Source organism: Sporosarcina sp. SAFN-010, from assembly GCF_059415065.1.
Genome location: NZ_JBPFDS010000001.1, coordinates 611,691 through 626,869, shown reverse-complemented (window position 1 = coordinate 626,869; position 15,179 = coordinate 611,691). Strand labels below are relative to the sequence as shown.

General features: G+C 43.3%; 13 protein-coding genes. 6 read left to right on the top strand and 7 right to left on the bottom strand.

Features of this window, described 5'->3' with window-relative positions; genetic code table 11:
• Nucleotides 1-145: 145 nt before the first annotated feature.
• From ACR65F_RS02990 to ACR65F_RS02975, 4 genes are read right to left on the bottom strand one after another with little or no spacing between them, the layout of a single operon-like run.
• The gene (locus ACR65F_RS02990; protein WP_440503198.1) at nt 146-1,777 is read right to left on the bottom strand and encodes a M20/M25/M40 family metallo-hydrolase; all 1,632 of its coding nucleotides are present in this window, start codon (nt 1,775-1,777) and stop codon (nt 146-148) included.
• Nucleotides 1,778-1,801: 24 nt separating this feature from the next.
• The gene (locus tag ACR65F_RS02985; protein WP_440503197.1) at nt 1,802-3,217 is read right to left on the bottom strand and encodes an amino acid permease; all 1,416 of its coding nucleotides are present in this window, start codon (nt 3,215-3,217) and stop codon (nt 1,802-1,804) included.
• A gap of 40 nt (nt 3,218-3,257) precedes the next feature.
• Complete coding sequence (locus ACR65F_RS02980; RefSeq protein ID WP_440503196.1) at nt 3,258-4,019, bottom strand: dimethylarginine dimethylaminohydrolase family protein; 762 nt, start codon at nt 4,017-4,019, stop codon at nt 3,258-3,260.
• A 32-nt stretch (nt 4,020-4,051) separates the two neighbouring features.
• Nucleotides 4,052-4,924 (bottom strand): dimethylarginine dimethylaminohydrolase family protein, encoded by an 873-nt coding sequence (locus ACR65F_RS02975; RefSeq protein ID WP_440503216.1) that lies wholly within the window; start codon nt 4,922-4,924, stop codon nt 4,052-4,054.
• A gap of 143 nt (nt 4,925-5,067) precedes the next feature.
• Between ACR65F_RS02975 and ACR65F_RS02970 the strand changes: the two genes are divergently transcribed.
• Nucleotides 5,068-5,805 carry an IclR family transcriptional regulator gene (locus ACR65F_RS02970; RefSeq protein WP_440503195.1) on the top strand — a complete coding sequence of 246 codons (738 nt, stop codon included), beginning with the start codon at nt 5,068-5,070 and terminating at the stop codon, nt 5,803-5,805.
• Between the two features lie 73 nt (nt 5,806-5,878).
• Here the strand turns inward: ACR65F_RS02970 and ACR65F_RS02965 are convergent, their stop codons facing one another.
• Nucleotides 5,879-6,715, bottom strand: coding sequence for a GNAT family N-acetyltransferase (locus ACR65F_RS02965; RefSeq protein WP_440503194.1), 837 nt, complete (start codon nt 6,713-6,715; stop codon nt 5,879-5,881).
• Between the two features lie 128 nt (nt 6,716-6,843).
• On the opposite strand from ACR65F_RS02965, the gene ACR65F_RS02960 reads away from it, so the two are divergent.
• Together ACR65F_RS02960 and ACR65F_RS02955 are read left to right on the top strand one after the other, a co-directional pair.
• Nucleotides 6,844-7,410, top strand: coding sequence for a cobalamin adenosyltransferase family protein (locus ACR65F_RS02960; RefSeq protein WP_440503193.1), 567 nt, complete (start codon nt 6,844-6,846; stop codon nt 7,408-7,410).
• A gap of 116 nt (nt 7,411-7,526) precedes the next feature.
• Nucleotides 7,527-8,264: a sulfite exporter TauE/SafE family protein gene (locus tag ACR65F_RS02955; RefSeq protein ID WP_039042434.1), complete on the top strand. Its 738-nt coding sequence runs from the start codon at nt 7,527-7,529 to the stop codon at nt 8,262-8,264.
• Nucleotides 8,265-8,319: 55 nt separating this feature from the next.
• Here the strand turns inward: ACR65F_RS02955 and rsgA are convergent, their stop codons facing one another.
• Nucleotides 8,320-9,384, bottom strand: coding sequence for a ribosome small subunit-dependent GTPase A (rsgA, locus tag ACR65F_RS02950; protein WP_231567238.1), 1,065 nt, complete (start codon nt 9,382-9,384; stop codon nt 8,320-8,322).
• 376 nt (nt 9,385-9,760) lie between these two features.
• Between rsgA and ACR65F_RS02945 the strand changes: the two genes are divergently transcribed.
• Nucleotides 9,761-11,185 carry a plasmid pRiA4b ORF-3 family protein gene (locus ACR65F_RS02945; protein WP_082003336.1) on the top strand — a complete coding sequence of 475 codons (1,425 nt, stop codon included), beginning with the start codon at nt 9,761-9,763 and terminating at the stop codon, nt 11,183-11,185.
• A gap of 61 nt (nt 11,186-11,246) precedes the next feature.
• Here the strand turns inward: ACR65F_RS02945 and ACR65F_RS02940 are convergent, their stop codons facing one another.
• Entirely contained in the window at nt 11,247-12,560 is a 1,314-nt protein-coding gene (locus ACR65F_RS02940; protein WP_440503192.1) for an aminotransferase class V-fold PLP-dependent enzyme, read from the bottom strand.
• Between the two features lie 261 nt (nt 12,561-12,821).
• Here ACR65F_RS02940 and ACR65F_RS02935 point away from each other — a divergent pair, with 261 nt between their 5' ends.
• Both ACR65F_RS02935 and ACR65F_RS02930 read left to right on the top strand, forming a co-directional pair.
• Nucleotides 12,822-13,991: an ankyrin repeat domain-containing protein gene (locus ACR65F_RS02935; protein ID WP_440503191.1), complete on the top strand. Its 1,170-nt coding sequence runs from the start codon at nt 12,822-12,824 to the stop codon at nt 13,989-13,991.
• Nucleotides 13,992-14,157: 166 nt separating this feature from the next.
• Nucleotides 14,158-15,090, top strand: coding sequence for a carbohydrate kinase family protein (locus ACR65F_RS02930; protein ID WP_440503190.1), 933 nt, complete (start codon nt 14,158-14,160; stop codon nt 15,088-15,090).
• Nucleotides 15,091-15,179: the final 89 nt, after the last annotated feature.

Below are 15,179 nucleotides of genomic sequence, written 5' to 3'. Positions count from 1 at the left end.
CCTCCGATGTAAGTACTTTTTAAAAGTGTACCACTTCGAAGGTGTTTTATATTGTCTCATTAATTTAGGTTAGCCCAGCCTTCTATGAGGGGTAGACAGGGTTTCTACTTTTTGATAATTTATCTTCAAAAAGTAATTCACTAGATTATGAAATCACTGGTTCCATTTCTGCTACTTCTGAACACATACTCTTTACCAAAACTTCCAGCATCACAGGCAAGCGCACAAACGCGCTCTCAATATGAAGTCGCTCTGTTCGTTGATGGGCATCTTTACCAAATGGTCCTACATTTAATACAGGTGCATCCAACTCCGTCATTGCTTCAAATGGAATACTATAGGTCTTTCCCCATACAGGCGTGTTGTGCTCGTAAGCAGTCCAACCTGTCGCAGTCCCCGTATAGTGGACATAGCTTAAATCGCAAATCCCATTGAAGTAATGGACTTGATCGACATGAGTCCCTAACTCCGTGGCCGTCTTCTTCATGAGGTCAATGGACTTGATCACCAGAGGATCTTCTGACGTGTTCACAGCTGGGTAATAGGGAGGTGCAAACAATAGGACAGTTGCAGGCGTTAGTTCCTGACATTCAATGAGTAGCGCATCTGTAATTTTGAAGCATTTATCCCGATCATCCAGCTCCTGATCCAGAATCGCCTTTCCGATTATCACCTCAACAGCCTCTGAACCGATCTTCGATTGTGCATACTCTAGTAATTCCTCATAACGCATCACACGAATTTCACCGACTGGCTCCGTTCCTTCACGTTCGCAAATCTTTTTATATGAATCATTACAAGCGCTCATCGCTTGATGAGCGACATTTGAAAACAGCTCCATGATTTCTGAAGCGTCGCGATCCATTAGAAATACGTTATATAGCGAAGCAGCACGATATGGTGTTTGCGTCGAATACGAAGTCTTCAAATCCTTCAATTGAAGCGAGACGGGGACGGGTGTTGTTTCTCCGTAATTCGTCTCTTTAAACAACGGATTGAATTCCATCTCCTGAGCTAAAAAAGAGGAGATATACGTTGCTGTTAATCCTTTCAAAGGCTCACCAACATGCGTTTCTTTCCCATAAAACAAGGCGGCGGGCATGATTTTACCGATAGTGCCTGAATAGATATATTCTTTAGGATCTCCCGGTTCTTGTGAAAACGTTGGCTCACTGTTCAAGAAGAGTTTGTAGGAGAGACCATATACATCACGCATTCGGACGAGTTCTTCGACAGCTGTACGCATCCCTGCTGAATTCACCTCTTCATCAGGAACGGTCAGTAATACTAGATTGATGGGCCACTGTTCAAGAGACGCCTTTTCAATAAGCGCCATGTGAAGGGCTAAGCCCATCTTCATGTCCATTGTGCCGCGCCCGAATAAGTAGTCTCCAGATAATAAATCCTTCCGAGCATCTTCAGGAAGTTCATCTGCCAGTTGATGAAGTGTAGCCGTCAACTCTTCAGGTTGGAAGGCAAGAGGCTCCAATGCACCATATTCTTCTGTCCAAACGGTATCGAAATGACTGATTAGGACAATGGTATCTGTTGCGGTAGGATTCTTGTAAAGTGCGAGCACGGAATTTCTTCCGAGACCTGCATCGTGTAGCTTCAGATGCTCGGGATGGTGCGTGAAATATGCCAATGTCTTCAGTTTTTCTGCAACACGTGTAGAAAACGTACATTCACCAGCTGTCAGTGTGCGACTGTCCCAGCTTACGAGTTCGTTCAGTAAACTTCTCAGTGAAGCGGGTGTACTCCATTGTGAAATGCTCATTCTATAGCCTCCTGAATTATGATGTTAGTTATTCACTTCTGCAGGTTCGGCATTTAACGTGCCATCTGCGAGGTGCTTTTTCTCGAGTTTGACCTTATAGAAAATCATACAAGCAGCAAAGAATCCGATGCCGTATACCAACCCAATACGTTGTGTCGGGTCAAACGCAAGGAAAATAAGGATGATCAAACAGAACGAGATACAAGTAAGTGGAACTAATGGATAGAACTTCACTCGATACTGGAGATCTTCCAGTTTTCCACCTTGTTTCAAATAGCGTTTTCTGAATAGTAATTGGGATGTTGCAATGCCCATCCACGAAATCGTGACGGCAATTGCAGCGATAGACATTAACAAGACAAACACTGCATCCGCTTCCATAACACTTGTTAGAAGGGAGAGTAGAGAAAATGCCATCGTGAAAATCAATGCATTCAAAGGAACTCGTCGTTTAGTCAAACGCCCGAAGAGTGCAGGGGCCATTCCATCGTTCGCCATGGACCAAAGTAAACGGGTCGAAGCGTATAAACAGGAATTCCCGACAGATAAAATCGCTGTCAAAATGACAAAGTTCATAATTCCCGCTGCATAAGGTACTCCGGCAAGTTCCATCAATGTAACGAATGGACTTTGCATCAACCCGAGTTCAGCAGAAGGGAAGATTGCCGACAAGACGACAATCGATGCGATATAGAACACGACGATTCTGAACAAAATCGTCCGAATCGCTTTCGGAATATTCTTCTCAGGGTTTTCAGTTTCACCAGCAGCAATCCCGACTAATTCAGAACCCTGATAGGAGAAGATGACATTCATCATCGTAATGAAGACAATCGCAATTCCTGCTGGGAATAATCCTGAAGGTGCTAGATTCGTTAAGTGTGGCGTTGGTATGCCATCCAAGGGAATCCATCCAATGATAGCAGCACCACCGATGACGATAAATGCTAATACAGCTACGACTTTGATACTTGCAAACCAAAATTCTGCTTCCGCAAAGCCTTTTGTTGTAAGTGCATTTAGTGAGAACAGTAAAACCATGAACACAGCACACCAAATCCATATTGGCGTATGTGGGAACCAGTGTTGCATCAAGATTCCTGCAGCTGTAAATTCAACACCGGCTGTTGCGGCAGACCCGACAAAGTACATCCAGCCGAGTGAAAACCCGGCAGATGGACTGATGTATCGGGAGGCATATTTTTGGAAGGATCCTGTTACTGGCATATAGACAGCGAGTTCACCGAGACAGGTCATGACCATGTACAAGATTAGGCCGCCAATCAGATAACCGACAAGTGCGCCTCCTGGTCCTGCTTGGTTGATCGTATAACCCACGTTTAGAAATAAACCTGTTCCAATCACTCCGCCAAGTGACAGCATCATCAAGTGGCGGCTTTTCATGGAACGATTTAGTTGAGGTTCTTCCAGGGTTTTCATTGTTCATCCTTCCTCTCGATCGAATCTCGTGTTGTGCTCTTTAGAAGCGAAGCGATAGACAGCTAAGGCCGCCATCGTGTTTTTGAACTTCAGACATATCCAATTCAATCGTTTGGTAGCCAGCCTCGGTAAACTTGCGATTTGTTTCCGGGAAGCCGCTTGGAAGGATCACATAATCGTTCATGCGGATACAGTTCGCTGAGTACTCATCTTCTTTTCCAATGACAATCTTTTCATATGAGTCAAATGCAGGATGGTCTACGAACTCTCCAGCGACAACTAATTGGTTGTTTCCTAAGTAAGCGATTCCTGTCTTCAAATGGAAGAACTCTTTCAAAGGAATAATCGTCGCTTTGTATCCTTCAGACTCCAGGATTTCCTTAAGCTGTTTCGCACCTTCTTCGTTCGTACGTTCAGAGATTCCGATGTAAAAATGATCTTCTGCCTGTAAAACATCCCCGCCATCAAGCGTTCCAGGGGATTGGATAAAATAAAACTTCTTGTAGAACTTTTTAGTGACAGCTTCGATTTCAACTGTTTCCGCGTTTCGGGATTCCGCACCAGGGTTTGTAATCACTGCAAAGTTTGGTGTCAATACAGCAGCATCTTCCACAAATGTTGAGTCCGGAAATTCTTCACTTTCCTCGAGCTTCGTTACAGCAACTCCACATTTCTCGAGTGCTTCCACATATGCATCATGCTGTTTTAGTAAAAGATCATAATCCGGCTTTCCTAAATCAGAAGTAGTGAGACCCTCCAAATAACTTTTTCCTGGCTTCTTGACGATTACATTTGTGAACATTGTATTCTCTCCTTTTCAATTACGATTATTTTTTATCCTCTAACGACTGGGCATGTCAAACAAGTGGGACCGCCAGTACCTAGTAAACTAATTTCTTGTCCTTTATAAACGTGTACAGTTGCACCGGCATCTTTCAATTGCTGAATAGTGGAAGCGTTCTCATTCGTCAGCACACAAACACGAGGAGCGATTGCCAACACATTACAGCCTAACGTTTCATATTCTTTTTTCGGTACTTCGATTAGCTCGAATCCTTTTTGGAGTAACAGCTGACGGAGGAAAACGGGCATTAAAGGTGAATGCACCACAGCTAGATCTTTGTCCACAACACTCAGGAATGACATCAGATGCAGACATTCTTCCTCGCCTTGGTCATGTGGGAGCTGGACGACGATGAATTCATCAACCAAATCAGCTGTCATTTCTTTCAATTGGCGGATAGCTTCGTCATTAGTCCGATAGCCTCGTCCTACGAGTAAAGTTCGGTCATCAAGCCATACGATATCCCCAGCGTCCGAAACAGCGTCTCCAACAAGTTCTCCAATAATAGGAATTCCTCTTTCAGTTAGAAACTCTTTAAATACAGAAGCTTCGGGTTGACGAAGTTTTTTACCGGATTTTAAGATGAGTGCCCCAGCTGGAGTAAACTTCACTGGATCGTGTGCGTAAATTGAATCCAAGCCGACTTTGTCGCTTGAAGGAAGGTAGTCAATTCGAGTACCTTGTTGTTCTATTATATTTGTCAATTCTGAAAATTCTTTGAGTGCTTCGTCAAAGTTTGGTTCTCGTAGATAGTTGAACGTCTTCCAGTTTTCTGATAGATGTTCTTGAGACTTAAATGCATCTTTTGGATGTTTCATAATCACGTGCTTTAGTGGACTGTACATGGAACTGCAGTATCTCATCATTCCGCCTCCTGTTTTCCGTCTAATGGAAAGTGTTTCCGTTGAAAGGAAACCTTATCTGTTAATATATTCTGAGTATGGTATAATGTCAATGTATTTAGAAAATAAATTTTAATATCAACTCACAACTAGGAAGTGAACTTATGCAGACAATCAATCGAGTCATGCAGCTTGCCAAAATTTTAGCATCTGAAAATACATCTACTGGAATTTCTATCTCGGACCTTGCTAAGGAATGTGACCTAGCATTGAGTACGCTCCATCGAATTTTGAAGTCGATGGTGAAGCAAGGGTTAGCTGAACAGGTCTCTGATACGAAACTCTATAAATTGGGGCCAGTGTGGATGGAATATGGTCTGCGAGCATACGATACGATGGATTATGTATCATCCATCCGACCAGAGTTAGATCGACTTAGTAGGGAAGTGGAAGAGAGTATTTACTTGAGTAAATGTACGGGGTTGGAAGCAATTATTATTGAGAGAATCGATAATGAAAATAACCAAATCAGAATGTATGACAAGCTTGGTCTGCGGATTCCTATGAATATAGGAGCGGCTAATAAAATCATGCTGGCGTGTATGCCGACTGCAGAATCTGAGAAAATCATTCAGCAACTTGTGCCGGAACACGAACAGGAAGCGTTCAAGGAAATGTTGCAAGGGATTAAGAAACAAGGCTATGCAATCAGTCACGGAGAGCGAACTGAAGGTACTTCGTCAATAGGAGTGGCGGTGTGTAATGTTACAGGAGAAGTTGTAGGCGCTATTAGTATTGGGTGTGTGACGTTTAATCTTACGGAAGACAGGTTGCAGATGATGATCGATGCAATTTTAGCTGCCAAGGAACGGGTGGCTGAGAAGATTGGGCGGAGCAACTAACGAAATCGATCCCACAAAAAAGCAGAGAGGAAGTTGTTAAATTTCCTCTCTGCTTTTTCGGTTACACTTCTAACTATTTAGTTACTAAGGCAAGGGGAACGTCATAATAATCCTGTCGCTCTTGCTGCACAAATCCAATCCGTTCATATAACTTCAATGCATTGTCATTCTGTGTTTCTACGTCTAACTTTATAATGTTTCCAGTAGGAAGTTCCTGTTTCACAATCCATTGCAGCGCCTTACCTCCATAGCCTTTACCTCTACATTCAGATATCACTGCGAAGCCGGAAAGATAGGATTCGTCCAGATTCCGCATGACCCGGATCTTGCCAATTGGAGTTTCAGCGACTTCAATAATGTATCTACATTCTCTTTCGCGGGACAATCTTTCGTTATAGTAGGATTCTGCGTCTTCTAATGAAAAGAAAAAGGCATCCGCATCCAATGCAGTTTCAAACGCTTTGTCTTCTGGTGTAGCCTCCCGCAATACGATGTTCTCAGTTTCTGCAAGCTCCTTCTGATGCCAGTGCATATGGAACTCTGAAAACGAATAGTCGCATGGCTGGTCTGACATCCATCCTTTGGCGGATTCAGAGGTTCCTGGTGCATTAAATAGCACTTTCTGGAATCCTTTATCTACAATTACTTGTTGTGCCTGGATCCAAAGATTAGAAAAATGTCCATTCCTGCGTTCTTCCGGTTTCACCATGCCGCATACTTCGACTGTGGAACCGAATCCGTAAAGCGCTAAATAAGCAATCAGTTCATCTTCATTCCATATAAAGAAATCTAATGAATCTTCTTTTCTTTCCTGAAGCATTTCCCAATTCAATTTCAATTCAATCGTTTCGCACTGCTCGCATTGCTGTTGTAACTGTTGGATTCCTTTAATTTGCTTTGCTGTTAACATTTCGTACCTCCAATGATGAGTAAATTTAAACCGTTTAAGTTTTCACTTTCTATGTTCTACCAAAAGTTGAGTTTTGTTGCTATGCTATATGGATTCAAAAGTATTTTATAATGAAAGAAGGAATTACCATGAAAAAAGATATGCGCTATATTTGTTACCCGTTCATGCGAGAATCCGTGTCTACGGTAGACTTTGAAATTCGAACAGACTCACTGACCACGAGGATCGGAGAAGCGTTATCCCTGACGGAAGAGGTAGAGAAAGTTCACACGGATCTTCGCTGGTTACAACCACTCGCGTATCATTTAAATGGGTCTGTTAGAGGGAAACTAGCCATCTCCCCAGAAGACTTACAGCGTCTAAGTGACATATATGATGAGTATGTCGAAGAGCTTGGTGAATTGATCGAACAATTCGTGCTCCCGCAAGGTACCCATGCAGCTACTGTCCTTCACGTATGTCGAAGTGAAGCTAAGAAATCCGTCCGCGCTCTTCACAAAGTATCTCTAGAACGTGAAGTACCTGAAATACTATTCGATTTCGCCCAACTGATGGCAAATGTGCTATTCGTGATGGCTGTCTATACAAACAAAGCTCAAGGGTGCGATGAAATCCCGTTCGTCAGTAAATCGTATCCCAAATGGAAAAAGAAAAAGAAGCAAGCCGACACTGTGAAATCTTCTTCTGAATCTTGAGAGCAATCATGAAGTAAACATGTTATAAGAGAGGCTTATGTTATTCCATCTAAACTATCGAATTACCTTATCTGTTGCAGAGGGGTATACTACAACAGACAAGGAGGCGGGTGAAAATGGATTACATATTACTCTTTTTCACAGGTCTTATTGCAATGATGCTTGGAACTCTTGCTGGCGGAGGTGGGCTCATTTCGATGCCCGCGATGCTGTTGATGGGAATTCCGATCCATTCTGTAATCGGGGCAAATAAGATTTCCACAACGTTCAGTTCCTTAACTACATTCCTTACCGTTCTATTGAAAAAGCAGATAACTCTCCGTGAGTCGTGGTGGATTCTTCCGATTTCACTTACAGCAGGCACGTTAGGCGGTCTAACCGCGACCCATATTGCAGAAGCTACTCTTTACAAACTCGCAATCGTGTTGCTGATTGGAGCCTTTTTTACATCATTTCTTTCTAAAGCGGATTTTGCAGGAGAAGCTACTCTACAACCCTCGAAAACGGGTGTGGCAGGACTTATCGGAATCGGACTATATGACGGGTTGTTCGGTCCAGGTCAAGGAACACTGCTCCTTTATTTGTTCAATCAGTTGCGAATTTCTTACATGCGATCGATTGGATTTGTGAGACTCGCTTCATTTTCAAGCGGGTTAGGTGCCGCCATTAGTTTTATCGTGATGGGGAAAATCATTTGGCCACTCGCGATAGCTCTTGTACTGGGATCCCTGTCCGGTGCTCAAATTGGTGTACGAATTGCAGAGAAGTTGAACCCGAAGTACGTTAAAATTCTGTTGCGAGTAGTAATTGTTGGATTGATCGTCCAACTAATCGTGAAAGCCATTTTAAAATGAAGATAAACGAAAGTAGCCACCTCTATTGCCGCTTTCGTTTTTTATTGTCCTAACATCATTTCCGTTGAGATTTTGTAAGTGCCTTCCAACGTTTTCTTTCAGCAACTTGTGCTTGGGCATCCGTTTTTCTATCCAAATATGCGATCTCCCGTTGCAATTTGAGATAGCTCGCGAAACGGTCTTCAGCGAGAGAGCCGTCTACTAAGGCTTGTTGAATGGCACATCCAGGCTCAGTTTTATGGCTACAATCATTGAACTTGCATGACTCTGAGAGTGCTTCAATATCTGAAAAACTACCTTCGACGCTTTCGCTATCGTTCCATAACTGGAATTCCCGCATTCCAGGTGTATCGATTAATACACCTCCAGCAGGCAACGCAATAAGTTCTCGATGTGTCGTTGTATGACGGCCTTTCGCATCGTCTTCACGGATCGTTTGGACGGTCATCGTTTGGTCTCCACAGATTGCATTGACTAACGAAGACTTCCCGACACCTGACGAGCCTAATAGTGCAGCGGTTTTACCGTCTTTAAGCAAAGCGATGACCTGATCGATTCCGTCGCCAGTTTTACTACTGACAGCGAATACTTCCGTACCGAATGCGATGTCGCGTGCTTGGTCGATAAAATCTTGTGGTTCATCACAAAGATCGGCTTTTGTTAACACGATTACAGGTGTAGCGCCCGAGTCATAGGCCGCGACTAAGTACCTTTCCAATCTTCGTATGTTGAAATCATCGTTCATGGAAGTGACGAGAAAGACGATGTCGACGTTGACCGCAATCAGTTGCTCAGTCATGGAGTCCCCCGCAGTTTTCCGTGAAAAAACAGAAGTTCTCGGGAGAATTGAATGAATGATGCCACGCTCTTCACCAGGCATATGCTCTATCGCGACCCAGTCTCCAACAGCGGGGTAATCCCGCCGGTCGATTGCATGATGAAGTAGAGATCCGGAGCAAACAGCGAGCCACTCGCCTTGTTCAGTAACAACTCGATACATATGCTTGTGTTCTAAAGTCACGCGTCCAATCGTGCAGTCGCTTGCTTTAAAGTCTTGCTGTTGTTCCTTCCAATGTGTTTGATGAAGTTCGTTCCAACCGTAATTTTGTAGTGTGTTCAAGTGAATTCCTCCTAAATGTGGGCATATAAAAAAGCATGGAGTCCGTGGATCGGACTCCATGCTTTCACGCGCATACCAGAAGAAACATGCCTATACTTAAGGCATGGCAGGTGAAAGTATGGGTCCGATCCAATTTGCAATTGTCAAGTTGAAGTTTGCCATAGTAATCACCTGCTTTCTGAAAGTTACATTTATCATAAAGGAGAAACGTTTTGAAGTCAATGAATTTTTAGAAAAATATCATAGAGCATACGATGCTTGTTGGTAATTTTTAACTAATATCGATTCTCGACCCCTACAACCGCAATGCGTCAGCGAATTATGATACACTTAATCTCACTAGCAAACTAATAACAGTATTAGATGAGGTGACTCTATGAAGTCTTATATAGTAAACATAACAATGGTTCACGTAGAACCAGCAGTAAGGCGAAGAGTGATTATGCCTGCAGGCGCAACGTTTAATCGTCTCCATGAGATGATTCAGCAAATGACGAATTTTGAAAGTTACTTTACAGATCAACCGTATCACTTTTTTGAAGTTGAAGTGGATGGCTTGTGCATCACAGACAATCCTGTTCAACGAGAGGAACTTAAAGGCTCCAAGAGGCTTACTCCAAAACTGCCGACTCGAGTCAAAATCGATAAATACTTAGAAGAGCACAAGCAATTAATGTATACGTACGACTTTGGTGATGACTGGCGCTTTTCGATTGAGCTAGAAGAAGTTGTAGAAGATTATCACTTCGGTTTTCCGACGCTGTTGGATGGAGAAGGAACAGCACCACCTGAAGATGTCGGTGGACCTCCAGGATATGAATCATTCTTGGCAATCATGGAAGATCCGGCACATCCTGAACACGATCATATGAAACAATGGGTTTCCAATGCGAGATATGAACCTTACGATAAAGACAGGATTAATCAATCATTAAAATTTGTTAAATATAAAAAGACGGAATGGGATTGTATTAACCATCAAAATTACGCGATCATTAGTGATCCGTACCGCGAATCAGAACTTTCGGAGGAGCAAGTAGTTGCGAAACCTGAGAAATCAGTTCCGAAGAAGTCGGCAAAACATGAACTAACTACAGAGCAGCAAGAAGTGGGACAGTACATCAAAGCGATGACCCGGTTATATGGCATGGTGCAGTTTGAGCAAGTGGTCACGTTGTACAATCTACAAAATGACCATAAGATCACTGTTGGAAACTTGCAGGAACTCCTTGCTTCAAGTGAGTTGGAAACAAGCTTGCAAAAAGAAGATATTCTCTATAAAGATACGGTTTTCCTAGGTCCGAAACTTGTCGGTATCGTCCCAGAACAATTTGTAAGGGAAACAATCGAGAAACCGTATTATCAGCCGGCAAAAGAACAGTTGCTTCGTTATGCAGATCCTAGCTATTTCGATCAGACTCCGGAATTACACCATCTTGAGAAACTATTCCAGAAGGAGAACATTCCGCAAATCCAGATTGACCGGATGCTTCATACGTTCATGGTCGGATTGTCTATGTGGCATGCGAACTTCATGGAAGTTATCGGCAGGCTGATGGCGCAAGCAGGTCCGTTACCGGAAGAACAGGTGAAAAAGATTGTCCCTGTTGCCATCAATGTCTCCAATGCAGTTCGTCTTATTGAAAACAGAGGACATACCCCTCAAGAGATGTTTGAATTGGAAAGAACGGATGTAAAACCGCTTACTGAGCAAGCTGCTTCCACTGAAGTGAAGGTTGGACGCAATGAACCATGCCCATGTGGTAGCGGGAAGAAGTATAAAAAATGCTGTGGTAGATAAGCGTTCATAAAATGCCCGTGCCTCTGTTATAAAAACAGGCACGGGCATTTTACTCGTCCGCTTATTGATGGACGTAGGTATTCAATTCCTTAAGGACTTTCTCTAAAATATTGAAAAACCTATCAATTTCCCCGACTGTGTTGTAATGGACAAGGCTGATACGAAGAGCATTTCCACCAAATGGGACTGCCAAACGTTTCATGAGATTAATGGCTAAATAGTTCCCCGTCCGTGCTTCGATACCTGCATCATTCAATGCGCAACCAAGTGTGTCCGTTTCAATTCCCGCAATATTGAACGAGAACACAGGCAGTCGTTCATCAGACTGTTCAGCAGTTTTTCCGTATAAGACAACACCCTCCACTTCTGCAAGTTTAGCGAGGAAGTGATCCGTGAGTTGCTGCTCGTACAAATGAGCGAAATGCATAGCACCTGCAATTTCCTTACGTGTTGAACATGAATTCGCAAGTGGCGTTCCGTCCAATGTCAGCCCGTTGCCTTCAGCATCTTTCGTCAACTGTGTTAAGTATTCCATGGAACCGATAAATCCTTCGATGCCTTCATGGTTCTGCGATCCTACCTCAAAGAAATACGAGTCTTTCTCCAATTCTTTCTGAATACACCAACCCTCTAACCGCTCGAGTCGATCCCGATTTACATACCCGAATCCCATATGGGGACCGAAGATTTTATACGTTGAAAACGCTGCGAAATCGACGCCTGCCGCGTTTACATCCATCGTGAGGTGACTTGCAGCTTGAACGCCGTCCGCTACGACAAGTGCACCTGCTTCGTGGGCCATTTCTGTAATACGCTTCATGTCGTGGATAGTTCCAGTCGCATTTGACGCCCATCCAGCCGCTATGATTTTCGGTTTCAACGCAAGTAATTCCTTATAGTGATCAAAGTCCAGATTCCCTTGTTCATCCACATGCCATAAGTGTACGTGAATGCCACGTTCTGCTAGCTCCATCCACGGGTTCACATTTGCATGGTGATCCGCTTCTGTAATGACGATATGATCGCCCTCATGCAAGTCTCTGCCTAAGTGATGAGCAAACAAATGGAAGAAGTTTGTCGCGTTTTGCCCGAAGGCGATTTCTGTATGATCCGTCGCGCCGATCAAATCTGCAGCCAGTTGACGAGCTTCGACAATCGTTTGCTGCATCTGTACGGTACGCGCAAAAATCGTTCCTTTTTGTGCATTGCGATGAATGTAATAGTCCATAACGCGGTCGATGACGAATTGCGACACTTGGGCGCCTGCTGAATTGTCGAAAAACAGGACAGGACGGCCTTTATAGGAGTTTCCTAGACTTGGAAAGTAAGTACGGGCATGTTCAAAGGTTTTCTGTAGAGCCTGCTGGTTGTTCATAAAATCATCCTTTCTTTGAAAAAAGTATAGCATGAATGAATTGTCCAACATACAAAGGGAGGTTCCTTTGACCAAGTAGGTGTTTTATAAATTAGCGAAGGTTTTGGTGCGCTGGGAGTCAACGAATCATGCAACATGTAATAATACGAGTAAATTCATTTCACCATATAATACCAGTATACAGTTCTTTGTGAGGAAAAAAACTTCAATATCGAGTACACTTAAACCAGTAGAAATTTGATAGTAAAAAGGAGATAGGACATGGAAGGAAACAAATGGGACACCGAGTTGTTAGAAGCTGTACACCAGGGAGACCATCCCCGTATTTCACATTTGCTTGAACAAAAAGCAAATGTTGAAGTGACTGATGACATGGGTCGGACAGCGTTAATGCTTGCCGTTCAAAATAATGACACGGATGCAGTTGCCCAGTTGCTAATAGCGGGGAGTGATCCAAATCATCGAGATATCACAGAATTGACGCCGTTCATTTGCGCAGGAGCAAATGGGTTTACTGCTTCGTTACGATTGATGGCTACTTCAGGAGCGGACGTAACGAGTGTGAATCGCTTCGGTGGGACTGCTTTGTTACCAGCCGCAGAAAAAGGGTATTTGCACACTGTTGAAGCGTGTCTGGCAGTAGGTGTTCCAGTCGACCATGTGAACCACCTTGGATGGTCCGCGTTGCTGGAAGCAGTGATTTTAGGAGATGGCGGAAGGCTGTACGCAGATGTCATTCAAACATTGCATAAAGCAGGAGCATCTGTTCATCTGCAAGATTTCGATGGGAAATCAGCGGTGTATTACGCGGATGAACAAAAGCAGGAGCGGGTACTTGAAATACTGACAGATACGCTCGAAGATCCACAGCATCCAGCAGTTCTTGAAGCGAAGTCATATGCGGCAGAAAACAATTGGACAGCGGCTTCACAAACTATACAAGCAGCACTTGAGTCTGATGGTGATAACTTGGATCTGTTATTTTATGCAGGGTTTTATCTAGCTGCCCAAGACCGTTTTGAAGAAGCTTTAGAACAATATAGTCGGGCGTTAGTGGTTGCTCCAGATGCTTTGGAGTTCTATTTCTACACAGCTTATTGTTACCGATTGATGAACCAACCAGAAGATGCGCTTGTTGAGTTTGATAAAGGCGCGGCGCTCTCTTTTGAAAACGTATTTTATCTTTATCATAAATCGAACTATTTACGCGAACTCGGACGTCATGAAGAGGCGGTTGAAGTGATGGAAGAACTCGTCGAACGGCATCCGGCACGTTATGATTTCTGGTTCCATAAAGCGAACAGCTTACGCTCACTTAATCGCCACCAAGATGCAATTACAGCGATTGAACATGCAATCGAGCTACAGCCAGATAATCCGCTTTATACGAAACACAAAGCACAGTCTGAACTCTTGTTAGAGCGTCAATAAATGGATGGACAGCTGCCTTGGTCTTCGGACAAGGCAGTTTTTTGCCGTTTTAAACGAAAAATTGATCAGGTTGGTGTATAGATGTGATTACGAAATGCCCACTTCTATATGAAGAACTTCCATGATAAACTGTATAAAAACTCGGAAATGGAGTACACCATACATAATGAAGAAACACGTACTGATCTATGGCGATGTATTCGTCGATTACATTGCAGAAGACGAAAGAAATTCATCATTTACTACTTTTTTAGGCGGAGCGACAGTCAATGTTGCAGCTGGCATCGCTCGACTAGGCGCACCAGTATCCTTCATCACGGTAACTGGGGACGACGAAACATCTGAATTTGTGCGCATGGAGCTTGCGAAAGAAGGGGTTGACTTGACAGCCGCTATCCTTGAACCCGCAAAACGTGTGAATGGTGTATACGTACATCTAACACCAGAGCATGATCGCGTTTTTTCAAATTACCAAAACGAAACACCGGATATTCAAGTAACTGCACAAGATTTGAAGGAAGAAACATTTCAGCAAGCTTCGATTTTACACATTTGCTCAGGCACTATGTTTCATCCGACAGCTCTAGAAACGACTCGAAGAGCAGTTCTGCTTGCGAAACAAAAGGATACACTAGTCTCGTTTGATGCAAATATTCGCCCTTTACGATGGGAAAGTGAAGAAATCTGTCGTGAAACAACAACCTCTTTTTTGACGAATGCAGATCTTGTCAAACTAACGGAAGAAGAGCTGACATTCATGACGAATACGGAGACGTTGGAGGAAGGGGTATCCGAACTTGAAACGTATGGGATTCCTGTAATCTTAATTACGCGAGGTGACTTAGGCACGATTGCTATTATTCATGGTGAACAGTTTCACATTCCTTCCGTCAAAGCGGTAGCAGTTGATACAACTGGAGCCGGGGATGCATTCATGGCTGGGGTATTACGTCAAATTCATCTACATGGATACCCAGCAAATTCCTCGGAGTGGAAAGAAGTGGTTCGTTTCGGAAATCAGATGGGAGCGCTATGTGTGACAAAAACTGGCGCATTGTCTGCGATGCCTTATTATTATGAGCTCGAAAATGATATTTGAGAATAGTAATTTTTATATTTAATCCGAACAGAAATAGATTTTTACTTGAAAGTAAATTATATTAAAAATAACTTAAAACTTTTTTCAGA

Bases quoted from the DNA above. Each gene is read 5' to 3' on its own strand.
- ACR65F_RS02990 (WP_440503198.1), bottom strand. From the start codon at position 1,777: ATGAGCATTTCACAATGGAGTACACCCGCTTCACTGAGAAGTTTACTG.
- ACR65F_RS02985 (WP_440503197.1), bottom strand. From the start codon at position 3,217: ATGAAAACCCTGGAAGAACCTCAACTAAATCGTTCCATGAAAAGCCGC.
- ACR65F_RS02980 (WP_440503196.1), bottom strand. From the start codon at position 4,019: ATGTTCACAAATGTAATCGTCAAGAAGCCAGGAAAAAGTTATTTGGAG.
- ACR65F_RS02975 (WP_440503216.1), bottom strand. From the start codon at position 4,924: ATGAGATACTGCAGTTCCATGTACAGTCCACTAAAGCACGTGATTATG.
- ACR65F_RS02970 (WP_440503195.1), top strand. From the start codon at position 5,068: ATGCAGACAATCAATCGAGTCATGCAGCTTGCCAAAATTTTAGCATCT.
- ACR65F_RS02965 (WP_440503194.1), bottom strand. From the start codon at position 6,715: ATGTTAACAGCAAAGCAAATTAAAGGAATCCAACAGTTACAACAGCAA.
- ACR65F_RS02960 (WP_440503193.1), top strand. From the start codon at position 6,844: ATGAAAAAAGATATGCGCTATATTTGTTACCCGTTCATGCGAGAATCC.
- ACR65F_RS02955 (WP_039042434.1), top strand. From the start codon at position 7,527: ATGGATTACATATTACTCTTTTTCACAGGTCTTATTGCAATGATGCTT.
- ACR65F_RS02945 (WP_082003336.1), top strand. From the start codon at position 9,761: ATGAAGTCTTATATAGTAAACATAACAATGGTTCACGTAGAACCAGCA.
- ACR65F_RS02940 (WP_440503192.1), bottom strand. From the start codon at position 12,560: ATGAACAACCAGCAGGCTCTACAGAAAACCTTTGAACATGCCCGTACT.
- ACR65F_RS02935 (WP_440503191.1), top strand. From the start codon at position 12,822: ATGGAAGGAAACAAATGGGACACCGAGTTGTTAGAAGCTGTACACCAG.
- ACR65F_RS02930 (WP_440503190.1), top strand. From the start codon at position 14,158: ATGAAGAAACACGTACTGATCTATGGCGATGTATTCGTCGATTACATT.